Here is a 14,605-nt window from a genome sequence, read left to right as displayed (position 1 = left end):
TAAATGATTAAACAATTTAGTGCTATTTTTGCAGTATGGAAGAAAATCTAAAACGCCTTAATAAATTCATAGGAGAAACAGGATATTGCTCTCGCCGTGAAGCCGATAAAATCATTGAAGAAGGTCGAGTAACCATCAATGGAGTCGTTCCGGAATTAGGTACAAAAGTTTCCCCTGATGACGAAGTACGTATTGATGGTAAACTAATCCGTGAGAAAAGAGAGAAATCTATTTATTTAGCTTTTAATAAACCTGTTGGAATTGAATGCACAACCAACTTAGAAGTTCGTGGCAATATTGTAGATTATATTAATTATCCAACACGCATTTTCCCTATTGGCCGTTTAGACAAAGCATCAGAAGGGTTAATTTTCATGACCAATGACGGCGACATTGTCAACAAAATTCTTCGTGCAAGAAACAACCACGAAAAAGAATATACGGTAACGGTTAACAAATTGATTACAGATCGTTTTATCGAAAAAATGAGTAATGGTGTTCCAATTTTAGACACGGTTACCAGAAAATGTAAGGTAGAAAAAATAAGTTCTACCACATTCAAAATCATCTTAACACAAGGTTTAAACCGTCAAATTCGTAGAATGTGTGAGTATTTGGGTTATGATGTTATTGCCTTGAAACGCATCCGAATTATCAATATATCACTTGATATTCCTGTTGGAAGATTCCGAGATTTGACTGATGCTGAAATCAAAGAATTGAACGAACTGATTGAGCCTTCGAGTAAAACCGAAGAAGCGAGTTTTCCTAAACCAGAAAGAACAGAAGCTCCCAAAAGAAGAACTGAATTCATAAAAAGAGATGATCCAAGGTTTAAAGGACGAGGAGATTATTAAAAAATTACAAATCCCATTCAGAAACGAATGGGATTTTGCTTTTATTTACTAGTTAAAAACTCATAATACAAAGCTTTTGATAAAAAGGACCTTGATTGCATTCGACTAATTTCCTTCTCTCTTGAAATTTCACTGTATTGACCCTCTAACTTATTATTTAAAAAATAGTCTCGGCGCAATTCATCATTAAAGTTTAGTCCCGATAAAAATATAGGCTCTACTCCTTTGTTTACCGAAATATTATAATTGGTAATCAGATTTCCCCAATTCACAAAACTGCATAAAAGAATCGTTCCATAAAAATACCAAATCATTTGATTGAAAAGAAAAGCATTTGTTTTTTGCATGGTGATTTTTATAAAAGAAATAACCAATCCAATTATGGCTAGAATCAAGAAAGCATAAACACCTAACCTTTTATAAGTCAATCCGAAAAACGAAACATATTCTGAGTTTTTGATGATGGCACAAAGTATTAAAATTCCGTTTAAAAGAATCCAGATCTTAGCTAACTTTTTAAGATTTTTAGCTTTTTCATCAAAATTAAAGCCTCCTTTAAAATAGAACAAAAGAACACCAACCGCCATTATAATTGAAAAAATAACGGCAGTTACTCTTTCGTGTATATCAGAACTTAAGTTAGATTTTTTGACCACTTCAAAAAACTGTTCGTAATTATAAGTCGCAATGAAAACCAAAAGCAGAATATTTAAAAGAAACAATGTAATCTCGCCACTTCTTCTTTCAAAATCAATATCCAAAAACGAAAATGAATTTTGATTTTGCGTTTTGGATTCTTCCTTAAAATCACTGTCTAGTAAATCATTCTTTTCATAACAAACCTCAGGAATCCAATAATTCCAGAAAGTGAACGAAATGAAAAATCCTAAAGCGGTAAGTACAAATGCTTGCCACGCATCAATATCTAAATAATAATCCGTAAACAAAGACGAAAAATGATCGCTTCCAAAAGAATATACGATTAAAAATAACCCCAGAAATAGGACTGGAATAACAAAATAAGCAATCAGTTTTTTTGCAAAACCGTTATTAACTTTTCGCTTAGGAAGATATTGACTGAACATCAATATGCGACCTAACGAAGCAATTCCGTTAATCAACACCAAAGGAAGAGCCTGTAACACTTTAAGTTTTGGTTCCTGGGTTTTGAATTGTAAAAAGATAATTGACAAAGCCATGGCAAAAAAAGATGGAAAATCTCCGTACCAAGCAAATGCAAAGCATGACAGAACCGATGTAACCACTAAAATCAAATGCAACCTACTGGTAATTTTCTCTTGAAAGAAATAACATATTAAGGCGGTTTGCATCATCCCGAAAATAGCCCAATTGAGACCCAAATCTTCCTTGTAAAAAAGCAGAGTAAAAACCAAACTGCTGGCTAAAATAAAATGTAGTTTTTTCATAATTAAAATTTTAAAAGTACTTTGCATTTAAAAGTATAAAGTTAAAAAAAAAGGAGTTATTTAGATTTGATTAATTTTTCAAGACTATTTAAGTGGGAAACAAAAGCAGATCTGCCCATATTGGTAACGCGATACGACGTTTTTGGTTTTTTACCAACAAATTCTTTTTTAACTTCAATGTATCCAGATTTTTCTAACGCCGAAGAATGACTTGCTAAATTTCCATCAGTGATATTCAATAAAGATTTCATTTCAGTAAAATCAATCCAATCGTTTACCATCAGAACAGACATAATGCCTAATCTGACCCGACTTTCGAAATCTTTATTTAATTTGTCAATGATTCCCATTTCTATTTGTATTTTTTGAACACAATTATTCCGTAAAGAATATGCAAAATTCCAAATCCAATTGCCCAAAAAACAAGACCAAAACCAAGATAAAAAAGGGAAATACATCCTAGAACAATCTCACAAGCGCCTAAATATCTAATATCAGAAAAAGTATATTTCCCAGCATTAATAAGTGCTAAACCATAAAACAATAAAGTGACAGGAGCAATAAGAGCAAATAACTGGTGGTATAAAAGTGCCATGCAAAACACGCCTCCAACCAATAAAGGAATCGCTAGATTCAGTAACATTTTTTTAGTAGTATTCGTCCAAACCGGTAAATCAAACTTTTTACTTTTTCTCAAAGTAAAAAATATACCCGATCCTAGGGCTAATATCAAGATTACGCAAGCAATAAACACTAATTCGATTATTAAATCATAGCTATACACCTTTTGCTTTCCATCAAAATATTCAATACCATTATTTTTAAATAATTGATATGCATAAATGGAACCCGCTAATGCGAATAAGCCCGCAAATACTCCTGAAAGGCCACTTAATGAAATAAATCTGGAAGAGCGTTCCATCATGGAACGAATATGTGATAAATCTTCTTGAAGTTTTTGACTCATAAATAAAGTACTTTGAAATACAAAGTTATATATTATTTTTAGATTGCAAAATAAAAATGGATTTAATTTTAATAAATTTATTTTAAAATTAAATCCATCTCAATGTAAAGAAAAGATTGGTGTAAAGGATTCGTTTTTAGAATCTATTTAGAGACTGATTCCCAACCTATTTAAATCTCGTCAATAGCATAAATCCCAATCGTAAATTGTTTGTATGATAAAAAATTAGCAAATCCTAAGAAAAGCATTAGTACGTCTTTGTTTGAAATTTTTATTTTATACTATTTAATTACTTGTTTAAATGTTTAATTGAATCGAGAACGGAAAAAAGTAAGATTATTATTAACTAAAAATCAAAACCATCTTTTTCTTTTGAATAAAAACACCCCAAAAGCAGATAACAAAACAGATACGGAAATGACAATCCATATTCCATAGTGATTATCCTGTAAATCATTGGGTACATTCATTCCATACAAACTGGCAATCAATGTTGGAATCATCAGAATTATCGAGATAGAAGTCATTTGCTTCATAATCGTATTCATATTATTAGAAATAACAGAAGCATACGCATCCATGGTTCCCGTTAAAATGTCGCTATAAATATTAGTAGTTTCCTGTGCCTGACGCAATTCAATTTCCACATCCTCCAATAAATCCGAATCAAAATGCTCTTTTTGAGATTTTATATTCTTGATCCGGTGCAACAAAATATCATTTCCTTTCAAAGAAGTCATAAAGAATACCAAACATTTTTCTATTTGAAGCAATGCCTGCAATTCCTCATTTTTAATTGATTTTTCTAAATTGTCCTCGGCTAGTTTTATTTTTTGGTTGACTTGCTTTAAGTATTTCAAAAACCAAACACTAGAGGAAAGCAATAATTTCAGCACTAAATCGAAGTTATCCTTAATATTAATATTCTTGCGTTTGGTGTAGGTCACGAAATCAGTAAGCATCTCCGTTTGATGAAAACTGATTGTGATGCAAACTTCATCCTTAAAAATAACACCAACAGGAATGGTGTGAAAAGGCAGTTTTATATCATTGCTTTTCACAGGAATTCGCATGATAATCAAAGTCCAACCATTTTCAATTTCTATCCTTGGTCTTTCATCAATATCTTCGATGTCATTATAAAATGCTTCTGGAATTTGTAATTCTTCGAGTACATATTTTTTTTCTGCTTCGGTAGGGCATTCAATATTTATCCAGCAGTTCGGAGTCCATTCAGGATTGGCAATTAATCCGTTATTGTTTTTGTAAAAAGCTCTCATTTCAAAATTCTATAGGTTTATTTACAGCCTCTTGAAAACAATTCAAGTGCTCTATCAGTTTAACATTTCCGAATAATAATCGTCCATTTTAAAGTTTTTTTTAGTGCTGCAAAAGTATTCTTTAAATTCCGTTTAAGTATCAATTATCGGAATTTTATATGTCTAATAAATAAAAAAAGCCTTAAACGTACATTTAAGGCTTTCAATCAAAACTATTTTTCTCTTTATTTATTTCTTTTCATTTCTCTTGCCAAAAGCGTATTTTTCAACAACATCGCGATGGTCATAGGCCCTACTCCACCTGGAACCGGAGTAATAAAAGAGGATTTTTTACTTACATTTTCAAAATCAACATCGCCAGTGATTACATATCCTTTTTCGTTTGTTTCATCTGGAACACGAGTAATACCTACATCAATAACCACTACTCCATCTTTTACCATATTTGCTTTCAGGTAATTAGGAACGCCCAAAGCTGTGATAATAATGTCTGCCTGAATGGTAATTTCTTCAATATTTTTAGTGTAACTGTGTGTCAAAGTGACTGTTGAATTCCCAGGAAAACCTTTTCTTCCCATCAAAATACTCATTGGTCTTCCCACAATATGACTACGCCCAATAACTACGGTATGTTTACCTTTGGTCTCTACTCCGTATCTTTCTAACAATTCTAAAATTCCGAAAGGTGTTGCTGGAATAAAAGTAGTCATGTCCAACGCCATTTTTCCAAAATTCTCAGGATGAAATCCATCCACATCTTTACTTGGATCAACCGCCATTAATACTTTTTGCTCGTCTATTTGTTCTGGAAGAGGCAATTGAACGATAAATCCATCAATGGCATCATTCTCATTCAATTCCTTGATCTTTTTCAATAATTCAACTTCAGTAGTTGTACTTGGCATTTTTACTAAGGTAGATTCAAAACCTACTCTTTCACATGCTTTTACCTTACTTCCTACATAAGTCAAACTAGCACCATCATTCCCTACAATTAGGGCTGCTAAATGAGGTACTTTCTCCCCATTGTCTTTCATTTTTTGTACTTCTACAGCGATTTCACTCTTAATATCTTCCGCTGTTTTTTTTCCGTCTAGTAGTTGCATTGTTGTCTGGTTTAATATATTAAAGCCGAAAGTCTTAAAATCATTACGACTTTAAGACTTTCTACTTTTGATTCATTTTTATCTCATTCCTGGCATTCCGCCTTTCATGCCACCCATCATTTTCATTAGGTTTTTTCCTCCTGGTCCTTGCATCATTTTCATCATTTTGCTCATTTGGTCAAACTGCTTCATCAATTGATTTACTTGTTCGATTTTGGTTCCGGAACCTTTTGCAATTCTCGCTTTTCTTTTGACATCAATTAGAGCAGGCTTGCTCCTTTCAATTGGAGTCATCGAGTGAATGATTGCTTCAATATGCTTGAATGCATCATCTTCTATCTCTACATCTTTCATGGCTTTTGAAGCACCTGGTATCATTCCAACCAAATCTTTCATGTTACCCATTTTCTTCACTTGCTGAATTTGAGAAAGGAAATCATCAAAACCGAATTCGTTTTTGGCAATTTTCTTTTGGATTTTTCTAGCTTCTTCTTCGTCAAATTGTTCTTGAGCTCTTTCCACCAAAGAGACAACGTCTCCCATTCCCAGAATTCTTTCGGCCATACGAATTGGATAGAATACATCAATAGCATCCATCTTTTCCCCTGTTCCGACAAACTTGATTGGCTTATTAACTACTGTTTTAATCGAAATCGCAGCTCCTCCACGTGTATCACCATCTAATTTAGTTAAAATAACCCCATCAAAATTTAATCTTTCATTGAAGGCTTTTGCAGTATTTACGGCATCTTGACCCGTCATTGCATCCACTACAAACAACGTTTCATTTGGTTGAATTGCTTTATGAACGCGTTCAATTTCATTCATCATTTCCTCATCAACTGCCAAACGTCCTGCAGTATCGACAATCACTACATTGAAGCCATTTGCTTTCGCATGTTTGATTGCATTTTGAGCAATTTCTACTGGATTTTTGTTCTCTGGCTCTGAATATACCTCAACACCTATCGAATCTCCAACAACATATAATTGTTGAATCGCCGCAGGACGGTATATATCACAGGCTACTAATAATGGTTTTTTATTTTTCTTTGTTAAAAGATAATTTGCAAGCTTTCCTGAGAAAGTTGTTTTTCCTGATCCTTGCAAACCTGACATTAAAATAATCGATGGATTACCCGAAAGATTGATTCCAGCAACATCACCACCCATTAATTCAGTCAATTCATCTTTTACTAACTTCACCAATAATTGTCCTGGTTGAAGTGTAGTCAATACATCCTGACCTATTGCTTTCTCTTTTACTTTAGTAGTAAAATCTTTAGCAATTTTAAAATTTACATCGGCATCAAGTAAAGCACGACGAACTTCTTTTAGCGTTTCGGCTACATTTACTTCGGTGATTTTTCCGTGACCTTTAAGTATATGAAAGGCTTTATCTAGTTTATCGCTTAAATTATCGAACATAGTATTGATTTATTTTGAAATGCAAAGATAAACTAATTAGGAAATTAGGCAATTAGATAATTAGAATATTGACAAGGCATTTTGTTGATTGTTGTTAAAAAAAACGACCTCAAAAGGAAGTCGTTTTCATATTGTATATTACATTCTCTCGGGAACATTAATTCCTAGCAACTTAAATGAAGCTGCAATGGTATCTGCCACTTTTTTAGACAATTGCACTCTGAAAATTTTCTTTTCTAAATCCTCTTCTCCAAGAATAGGAACTGCCTGATAGAAGGAATTGTATTCGCGAACTAAATCGTAGGTGAAATTTGCCAGTAGAGCCGGACTGTGATGTTGCGCCGCATTTTGAATCACTTCAGGAAACAACTCTAATTGTTTTACCAGTTCTTTCTCTTTTTCATGTAGCGTTGTCATTTTTGATGTATTCAAAAAGTCAAAATTTGCTTTACGAATAATCGATTGTATTCTGGCATACGTATATTGAATGAATGGCCCCGTATTTCCTGCAAAATCTACTGATTCTTCTGGATTAAAAAGGATTCGTTTTTTTGGATCTACTTTTAAAATATAATATTTCAAAGCCCCTAAACCAATTGTGCTATATAATTTTGCTTTTTCTTCGGGAGAATAGGAGTCTAATTTCCCTAAATCTTCAGCAATTTTTTGTGCTGTATCGGTCATTTCTTGCATCAAATCATCAGCATCAACAACTGTTCCTTCACGACTTTTCATTTTACCTGAAGGCAAATCTACCATTCCGTAAGACAAATGAAACAAGTTCTTGGACCAATCAAAACCTAATTTTTTCAAGATAAGAAACAACACTTTAAAATGGTAATCTTGTTCATTTCCAACCGTATAAACCATTCCGCCTACATCTGGATAATCCTTCACACGCTGAATTGCAGTTCCAATATCCTGTGTCATATAAACTGCAGTACCATCGGAGCGCAATACAATTTTACGGTCTAAACCTTCTTCGGTTAAATCAATCCAAACCGAACCATCAGGATCTTTTTCGAAAACGCCTCTATCTAAACCAATTTGAACAACATCTTTTCCTAACAAATAAGTATTACTTTCATAATAATACGCATCAAAATCAACACCTAAATTTTTGTATGTGGTAGCAAAACCATCATAAACCCATTGATTCATTGTTTTCCAAAGCGTGATTACCGCTTCATCACCAGCTTCCCATTTTAGTAACATTTCTTGCGCTTCCAAAATGATTGGAGCTTGTTTTTTTGCTTCCTCTTCGGTTTTACCTGCGCTTATTAATTGCGCAATTTCTTCTTTATACGCTTTATCAAAAGCTACATAATAATTTCCAACTAATTTATCTCCTTTTAAACCGGTTGATTGTGGCGTTTCTCCATTTCCGAATTTTTGCCAAGCCAACATCGATTTACAAATATGGATACCTCTATCATTAATGATTTGAGTTTTATACACTTTCTTACCCGAGGCTTTGATGATTTCAGCCACTGAATATCCCAAAAGATTATTACGTACATGACCTAAATGCAAGGGTTTGTTGGTATTTGGCGACGAATATTCAACCATCACTGCCTTGTCATCTTGATTAGGAGTAACAAAACCAAACGCAACGTCATCTTTTATTTTTCCAAAGAAATCTAAATAATATGCATCCGAAATAACGATATTCAAAAATCCTGAAACCACATTAAAACGACTCACCTCAGCTAAATTTTCAACTAAATAGTTTCCTATTTTATTCCCCAATTCTACTGGATTACTTTTAACTACTTTCAACAATGGGAAAATAACCATTGTAATATCACCTTCAAATTCTTTCCGTGTAGATTGAAATTCAACTTTGTCAATCGTAACGTCAAACAAAGCGAGTATCGCTTTTTCAATTGAGGGCGTAAGAATCTGTGGTAATGTCATTTCGTGTATTGGTTTTAAGGTTGCAAATATAGTCATATTGCAGGAATTTGAAAATTGGAAAACAAGATAATTTACACCTAAAAATGAAGCTTTTACTATCATTTAAGGTATGCATCCATTTATTTTTCAAAAATTGATGTAACAAAATCCTTGTTTGAAAGTCTATTAAGAAACTTTTAATATTCCGTTTATGTTAAAAAATGTTAAATATTATTAAAAAAGGTATTATGTTTAACATAGTATTATATAAAAGAATACATTTGCATCATCAATCAATTAAATCAAATCAATCATGAAACTAAAATTAATTTTAATCTGCTTTATCGGAACGTTGTTTTCGATGCAGGCGCAAACGTCAGCCAAATCCCCCATACTAGAAAGTTCTGGAATGATTTCTGGAAAGATCATTGACAAAAAGACTAACGATCCCTTACCATATGTAAATATTGTAGTAAAGGAAAACAATAAGGTAGTAACTGGTGGTATCACCTCAGACAAAGGGACTTTTCAAATAAAAAATTTAGCTGTAAAGGATTACACTGTCGAAATTCAATTCATTGGATACAAAACAATTTCTCAAAGCGCTAAATTAACTGAAAACAACAACATCAACTTGAATACAATAGCACTTGAAGAAGATGCTATTCAACTAAAGGGAGTTGAAATTGTAAGCGAGAAGTCCTCCATCGAACAAAAAATTGATCGTAAAGTGATTAACGTTGGGAAAGATCTTATTTCTGCTGGTGCAACTGCCTCAGAAATCATGAACAACATCCCATCAGTAAACGTAGATCAGGACGGAAAATTATCGTTGCGTGGTAACGAAAACGTGCGTGTTTTAATAGATGGTCGTCCAAGCAACATTGAAGCTTCGCAATTGTTAAAGCAAATTCCTTCGGCTTCTATCAAAAAAATCGAATTAATTACCAATCCAAGTGCAAAATACAATCCAGAAGGAATGTCAGGAATAATTAATATTGTCTTGCATAAAAACGCTTCCGATGGGTTTAATGCGAGTATTAATACTGGACTAACTTTTGCAAAAACACCAAAGATTAGTAACTCCACGAATATGAACTACCGTACAGGGAAAGTCAACTTTTTTGCTACGTATGGCAATAATTTTGGAAAAAAATTCAACGAAGGTATCATTTCGAGACTAGATGACAACTCCCAACAAGTGTTTGATATTAAAAACAACGACAAATCACACTTATTGAAATTTGGGATGGACTATTTTATCAATGATAAAAATACACTTTCAGTCTACACTAATCAAAACAAAGTATTGGGAGATGGTAATGTAGATGTTAGCATTATGAACGTAAATACGATAGATAATTTAGTACAAAAATCAAATTATTTATCGGATAACATTGATGGAACTTACAATTTAGCATTCAAACATTTGACTAAAAAGGAAGGCGAAACAGTAGATTTAGAACTAAATCACAGTATTTATTCTGAAAAACAAAACGGAAACTTCCAGACCCTTTTCAACAATCCCAACATGACAAATAGTGGTTATATGGATCGTCTTATTGACAAAAGGCAAAATTCAACCATTAATTTAGATTATGTAAATCCACTGAGTGAGAAATCGAAATTAGAACTTGGCGCTGAGACGAGAATGATTCGAACAGACAACAACTACGACACCAACAATAGTTCTTTATCGAACTCTGATTACACGTATGATTTAGACATCCTTTCAGCTTACGCTACTTTTGGACAAAAGTTCGAAAAAATAGGATATCAGCTAGGCGGTCGTTTTGAAAGCTACAATGTCCGTGCAAAACTTAATGGCGCTTCTGCATTTAAAGATGATTATATTACTTTCTATCCATCAGCCTCTATGACTTTTTCTCCAAATGAAAAAAACCAATTTCAAATGAGCTATAGTCGTCGTGTAGACCGTCCAGGACTGGAACAAACAAAACCCATCCGTGAATTTAGTACTCCAAGAGTAACCTCAATAGGAAACCCAGAATTAGAGCCACAATTTACAAATTCATTAGAACTGAACTATACCAAAACGATCCCAAAAGGAACGATTACTACAGGCGTTTTTGTAAGAGCAATAAACAATGAAATCAATAGAATTATCTATCCTGATCCTCAAAATCAAGAGAACCAAATTCTGAGTTTTGATAATTTTGATACCAATACCTCTTTTGGTTTTGAACTATCATCTAACTATAAAATAACAAAATGGTGGGACATTCAACCTGCGATAGATTTTTCTAGCATCAAACAGAAAGGATTAATTTCCGTACAAAACACATCCAATAACACTTTTGATTTGGTAACCAAAGAAGTGAATGCTGAAGCCTTTAATGCTCGTTTCAATAGTAATTTTAAAACCACCAAAAACCTTCGTTTCCTTCTATTTGGATTCTACAGATCTGGTGTTGACGGCATACAATTTAACGGAAAAGAAATGTATAAAATAGATGCAGGTGGACGTTATTCATTTCTAAAAGATAAGGCAACACTAAGTGTTCGTTTCAACGATATTTTTAATACGATGAAAGCTGGTTTTGATGGTGAAAATCCGTACCCACTTCGAGGACAATTTACATGGGAAAGCCAATCCGTTTATGTGGGTTTCAACTATATGTTTGGAGCGGGGAAAAGCAAAAGTCTACAGCGCAAACAAAGAGATAATGACACTAATAAAGGTGGTGGTGGAATATTTTAAAACAGAATTATATTGAAAATTAGTTAAGTATTTTTGTAGTAAGGAAAACCCGGAGTATGCCAACTCCGGGTTTTTTGATTTTAAAAGTTATGATTGTTCTAAATTGGCTTTTAATGCTCTAATTTCACTATCATTTGCAGTTTCACCTTGATCAACAATTGCCGACGAATGGAAAAAAATAGCCTTCGTTTTTTCTTTTACTAATCCAATATTTGTGGAACGCAAACCACCGCCAGGCATAATGGTAATTCGGTTGTTTGCCTTTTCTACTACTGTTGCCAACACCTCAATACCTTCGACTACATTTGTTTTTTCACCAGAAGTCAAAATAGTTTTAAAACCACATTCGATTAGAGACTCAAGTGCATCAAACTTATTTTTTATGCTATCAAAAGCACGATGAAACGTGCACGGAAAAGGCTTTGCTAGCCCAACTAACAACTTGTTTTGTCCTTCATTAAGACTACCGTCTTCCTTTAAAATTCCAAAAACAAAGCCATCTACTTTTAGTTTTTTGAATGCTATAATTTCTGATTTCATTTGCTCGAACTCTACATCAGAGTAAACAAAATTACCGCCTCGAGGCCGAATCATTACATTCAAATCGACGGTGACTTTATCACGAACAGTTTTCGTAAGTTCAAAATCCGGCGTTGTTCCGCCTTCGTTTATATTGGCACAAAATTCAATTCTATCGGCACCATTTTCTTGTGCAAGAATAGCCGATTCCAAATTAAAGCAGGCAATTTCTAGTCTCCCTTTTTTCATCTAACGTAAAAAATATTCCGCATCAATTAATCGGTTTCCCGTTGCATCATGAACTGCGTAATTAAAACCTCCTTGAATGCAATACGAGCCGTATTCCCCTTTTTTATTTAAGGCAATAAAACCAACTTGGATATCTTTTAGATTTTTATTTCTTTTTCGGGTCAAATTTATGATTCTTGCCACTGCTTCCTCACAAGCTTTCTGTGGTGATTTACCTTGGCGCATCAATTCGACAACCAAGTGACAACCGGAAATCCGAATCACTTCTTCCCCGTGACCGGTAGCTGTGGCGGCCCCAATTTCATTATCAACATACAAACCGGCGCCAATTATAGGCGAATCGCCCAAACGCCCGTGCATTTTGAAAGCCATACCACTAGTAGTGCATGCTCCAGATAAATCGCCGTTTGCATCAAGCGCAATCATTCCAATAGTGTCGTGATTCTCGATATTAGCAATAGGCTTGTATTGACTGGTTTTCAACCATTCTTTCCATTCTTTTTCAGATTCTTCCAATAACAAATTTTCTTTTACAAAACCTTGAGATAAGGCAAACTGTAAAGCACCATCACCAACCAACATGACATGTGGCGTTTTTTCCATCACAGCACGAGCCACAGTAATTGGATGTTTTATAAATTCTAAACAGGCCACTGATCCAATATTTGCATTTTCATCCATAATACAAGCATCAAGTGTAACTCGCCCATCTCGATCTGGTCTTCCGCCATAGCCTACACTTCGTTCTTTTGGATCACCTTCAGGAACTTTAACTCCTGCTTCTACTGCGTCTAGGGCTCTTCCATTATTTTTTAAAATTTCCCAAGCGGCTGCATTGGCTTGTATTCCAAAATTCCATGTAGAAAGTACAATGGGTTTACTCCCTTTTTTTGATGAAAAATCATTTTCTTCTTCTGGTTTCCCTTTAAATGAATTTAATGCCACAGCTGCAGAGGCAATAGCTGCTGTTCTTAAAAAATTTCTACGGTTTGTCATTTTGATTGCATTACAATTTGAATGCTAAATATAATGTTTCATCTGCAAATAAAAAAGCCTGCACAATAATTTGCACAGGCTTCCTAAATCTATTTGAGAACAATTGTTTTTAACAACTAAATATTTTTTAGTCTACCATTTAATAATAGCACTTCCCCAAGTAAAACCACTTCCAAATGCGGCCAAAACAACCGTATCACCTGATTTTATTTTTCCTTTTTCCCAAGCTTCAGTTAAAGCAATTGGAATAGAAGCTGCAGTAGTATTTCCGTATTTCTGAATATTATTATACACTTGATCGTCTGTCAAGTTGAATTTCTTTTGGATAAACTGAGAAATTCTCAAATTTGCCTGATGCGGAATTAACATATCAATATCCGAAACCTGTAAATTATTAGCTTGTAATCCTTCATTAATTACTTCGCTGAAACGAACTACTGCATTTTTAAATACAAATTGCCCGTTCATGTATGGAAAATAACTTTCATCATCCGGATCATTATCTGCCAAAATATCCGTTACCCAACGGCCTCCCATTCCTGGAGCTTTTACAATTAATTCTTCGGCATGTTGCCCTTCAGAATGTAAATGTGTGGATAAAATACCTTTGCTCAAATCTTCTTCTCTACTCAAAACAGCGGCTCCAGCTCCATCTCCAAAAATGACCGAAACACCACGTCCACGAGTTGTCATATCCAATCCAGTGGAATGAACCTCAGATCCAATCACTAATATGTTCTTGTACATTCCAGTCTTAATATACTGGTCCGCAACAGATAAAGCATAAATAAATCCAGAACATTGATTCCTTACATCTAATGCTCCTACGGTTCTTAAACCTAAATCACGTTGTACTAAAACTCCTGGGCCAGGGAAATAAAAATCTGGACTTAATGTGGCAAAAACCACAAAATCAATATCGGCTGCAGCAACTCCGGAACGTTCAATCGCAATTTTAGCTGCTTTCACGCCCATAGAAGTCGTTGTATCTTCTCCTTTTATAATGTGTCTTCGTTCCTGAATTCCTGTTCGTTCCTGAATCCATTCGTCATTGGTGTCAATAATTTTTGATAAATCGTCATTAGTTACCACGTTTTCGGGAACATAATACCCTAATCCTGCTATTTTTGAATGATACATACTATTGTTATTTTATTA

At 34.0% G+C, this 14,605-nt stretch carries 12 protein-coding genes; 2 read left to right on the top strand and 10 right to left on the bottom strand.

The genetic code is table 11. The annotated features are described in order from the left end of the window. Positions 1–35: 35 nt before the first annotated feature. Positions 36–857: a 23S rRNA pseudouridine(2604) synthase RluF gene (gene rluF / locus V5J73_RS03295; RefSeq protein WP_338647608.1), complete on the top strand. Its 822-nt coding sequence runs from the start codon at positions 36–38 to the stop codon at positions 855–857. A gap of 41 nt (positions 858–898) precedes the next feature. Here rluF and V5J73_RS03290 read toward each other — a convergent pair whose 3' ends face one another. From V5J73_RS03290 to argS, 7 genes are all read right to left on the bottom strand, one after another. Next, on the bottom strand, positions 899–2,284 hold the full coding sequence (locus tag V5J73_RS03290) for a DUF4153 domain-containing protein (RefSeq protein WP_338647605.1): 1,386 nt from the start codon (positions 2,282–2,284) through the stop codon (positions 899–901). A 56-nt stretch (positions 2,285–2,340) separates the two neighbouring features. Beyond that, the gene (locus V5J73_RS03285) at positions 2,341–2,634 is read right to left on the bottom strand and encodes a winged helix-turn-helix domain-containing protein (RefSeq protein WP_338647603.1); all 294 of its coding nucleotides are present in this window, start codon (positions 2,632–2,634) and stop codon (positions 2,341–2,343) included. Between the two features lie 2 nt (positions 2,635–2,636). Beyond that, entirely contained in the window at positions 2,637–3,251 is a 615-nt protein-coding gene (locus V5J73_RS03280) for a hypothetical protein (RefSeq protein WP_338647602.1), read from the bottom strand. A 353-nt stretch (positions 3,252–3,604) separates the two neighbouring features. After that, complete coding sequence (locus V5J73_RS03275; RefSeq protein WP_338647601.1) at positions 3,605–4,531, bottom strand: magnesium transporter CorA family protein; 927 nt, start codon at positions 4,529–4,531, stop codon at positions 3,605–3,607. Between the two features lie 224 nt (positions 4,532–4,755). Then, complete coding sequence (locus tag V5J73_RS03270; protein WP_338647600.1) at positions 4,756–5,637, bottom strand: bifunctional 5,10-methylenetetrahydrofolate dehydrogenase/5,10-methenyltetrahydrofolate cyclohydrolase; 882 nt, start codon at positions 5,635–5,637, stop codon at positions 4,756–4,758. Positions 5,638–5,715: 78 nt separating this feature from the next. Next, positions 5,716–7,065 carry a signal recognition particle protein gene (gene ffh, locus V5J73_RS03265; RefSeq protein WP_338647598.1) on the bottom strand — a complete coding sequence of 450 codons (1,350 nt, stop codon included), beginning with the start codon at positions 7,063–7,065 and terminating at the stop codon, positions 5,716–5,718. Between the two features lie 138 nt (positions 7,066–7,203). Then, positions 7,204–8,982 (bottom strand): arginine--tRNA ligase, encoded by a 1,779-nt coding sequence (gene argS, locus V5J73_RS03260; protein WP_338648653.1) that lies wholly within the window; start codon positions 8,980–8,982, stop codon positions 7,204–7,206. Between the two features lie 292 nt (positions 8,983–9,274). Between argS and V5J73_RS03255 the strand changes: the two genes are divergently transcribed. Beyond that, positions 9,275–11,683 (top strand): outer membrane beta-barrel protein, encoded by a 2,409-nt coding sequence (locus V5J73_RS03255; protein WP_338647596.1) that lies wholly within the window; start codon positions 9,275–9,277, stop codon positions 11,681–11,683. An 87-nt stretch (positions 11,684–11,770) separates the two neighbouring features. Here the strand turns inward: V5J73_RS03255 and V5J73_RS03250 are convergent, their stop codons facing one another. From V5J73_RS03250 to V5J73_RS03240, 3 genes are all read right to left on the bottom strand, one after another. After that, complete coding sequence (locus tag V5J73_RS03250) at positions 11,771–12,451, bottom strand: copper homeostasis protein CutC (protein WP_338647594.1); 681 nt, start codon at positions 12,449–12,451, stop codon at positions 11,771–11,773. After that, positions 12,452–13,447 (bottom strand): isoaspartyl peptidase/L-asparaginase family protein, encoded by a 996-nt coding sequence (locus V5J73_RS03245; RefSeq protein ID WP_338647592.1) that lies wholly within the window; start codon positions 13,445–13,447, stop codon positions 12,452–12,454. It lies immediately after the preceding gene. Positions 13,448–13,579: 132 nt separating this feature from the next. Then, a complete protein-coding gene (locus V5J73_RS03240) occupies positions 13,580–14,587 on the bottom strand; it encodes a 3-oxoacyl-ACP synthase III family protein (RefSeq protein ID WP_338647590.1) in 1,008 nt (335 codons plus the stop codon). Positions 14,588–14,605: the final 18 nt, after the last annotated feature.

The organism is Flavobacterium sp. KS-LB2, from assembly GCF_036895565.1.
Classification (GTDB): domain Bacteria; phylum Bacteroidota; class Bacteroidia; order Flavobacteriales; family Flavobacteriaceae; genus Flavobacterium.
Note: the sequence above shows the minus strand (reverse complement) of the source record. Positions and strands in the feature narration are given on the sequence as shown.

What these genes read in the sequence shown, in the direction of transcription:
- rluF (WP_338647608.1), top strand. Translation starts at nt 36, where the DNA reads ATGGAAGAAAATCTAAAACGCCTTAATAAATTCATAGGAGAAACAGGA.
- ffh (WP_338647598.1), bottom strand. Translation starts at nt 7,065, where the DNA reads ATGTTCGATAATTTAAGCGATAAACTAGATAAAGCCTTTCATATACTT.
- V5J73_RS03240 (WP_338647590.1), bottom strand. Translation starts at nt 14,587, where the DNA reads ATGTATCATTCAAAAATAGCAGGATTAGGGTATTATGTTCCCGAAAAC.
- V5J73_RS03285 (WP_338647603.1), bottom strand. Translation starts at nt 2,634, where the DNA reads ATGGGAATCATTGACAAATTAAATAAAGATTTCGAAAGTCGGGTCAGA.
- V5J73_RS03290 (WP_338647605.1), bottom strand. Translation starts at nt 2,284, where the DNA reads ATGAAAAAACTACATTTTATTTTAGCCAGCAGTTTGGTTTTTACTCTG.
- V5J73_RS03275 (WP_338647601.1), bottom strand. Translation starts at nt 4,531, where the DNA reads ATGAGAGCTTTTTACAAAAACAATAACGGATTAATTGCCAATCCTGAA.
- V5J73_RS03280 (WP_338647602.1), bottom strand. Translation starts at nt 3,251, where the DNA reads ATGAGTCAAAAACTTCAAGAAGATTTATCACATATTCGTTCCATGATG.
- V5J73_RS03255 (WP_338647596.1), top strand. Translation starts at nt 9,275, where the DNA reads ATGAAACTAAAATTAATTTTAATCTGCTTTATCGGAACGTTGTTTTCG.
- argS (WP_338648653.1), bottom strand. Translation starts at nt 8,982, where the DNA reads ATGACATTACCACAGATTCTTACGCCCTCAATTGAAAAAGCGATACTC.
- V5J73_RS03250 (WP_338647594.1), bottom strand. Translation starts at nt 12,451, where the DNA reads ATGAAAAAAGGGAGACTAGAAATTGCCTGCTTTAATTTGGAATCGGCT.
- V5J73_RS03270 (WP_338647600.1), bottom strand. Translation starts at nt 5,637, where the DNA reads ATGCAACTACTAGACGGAAAAAAAACAGCGGAAGATATTAAGAGTGAA.
- V5J73_RS03245 (WP_338647592.1), bottom strand. Translation starts at nt 13,447, where the DNA reads ATGACAAACCGTAGAAATTTTTTAAGAACAGCAGCTATTGCCTCTGCA.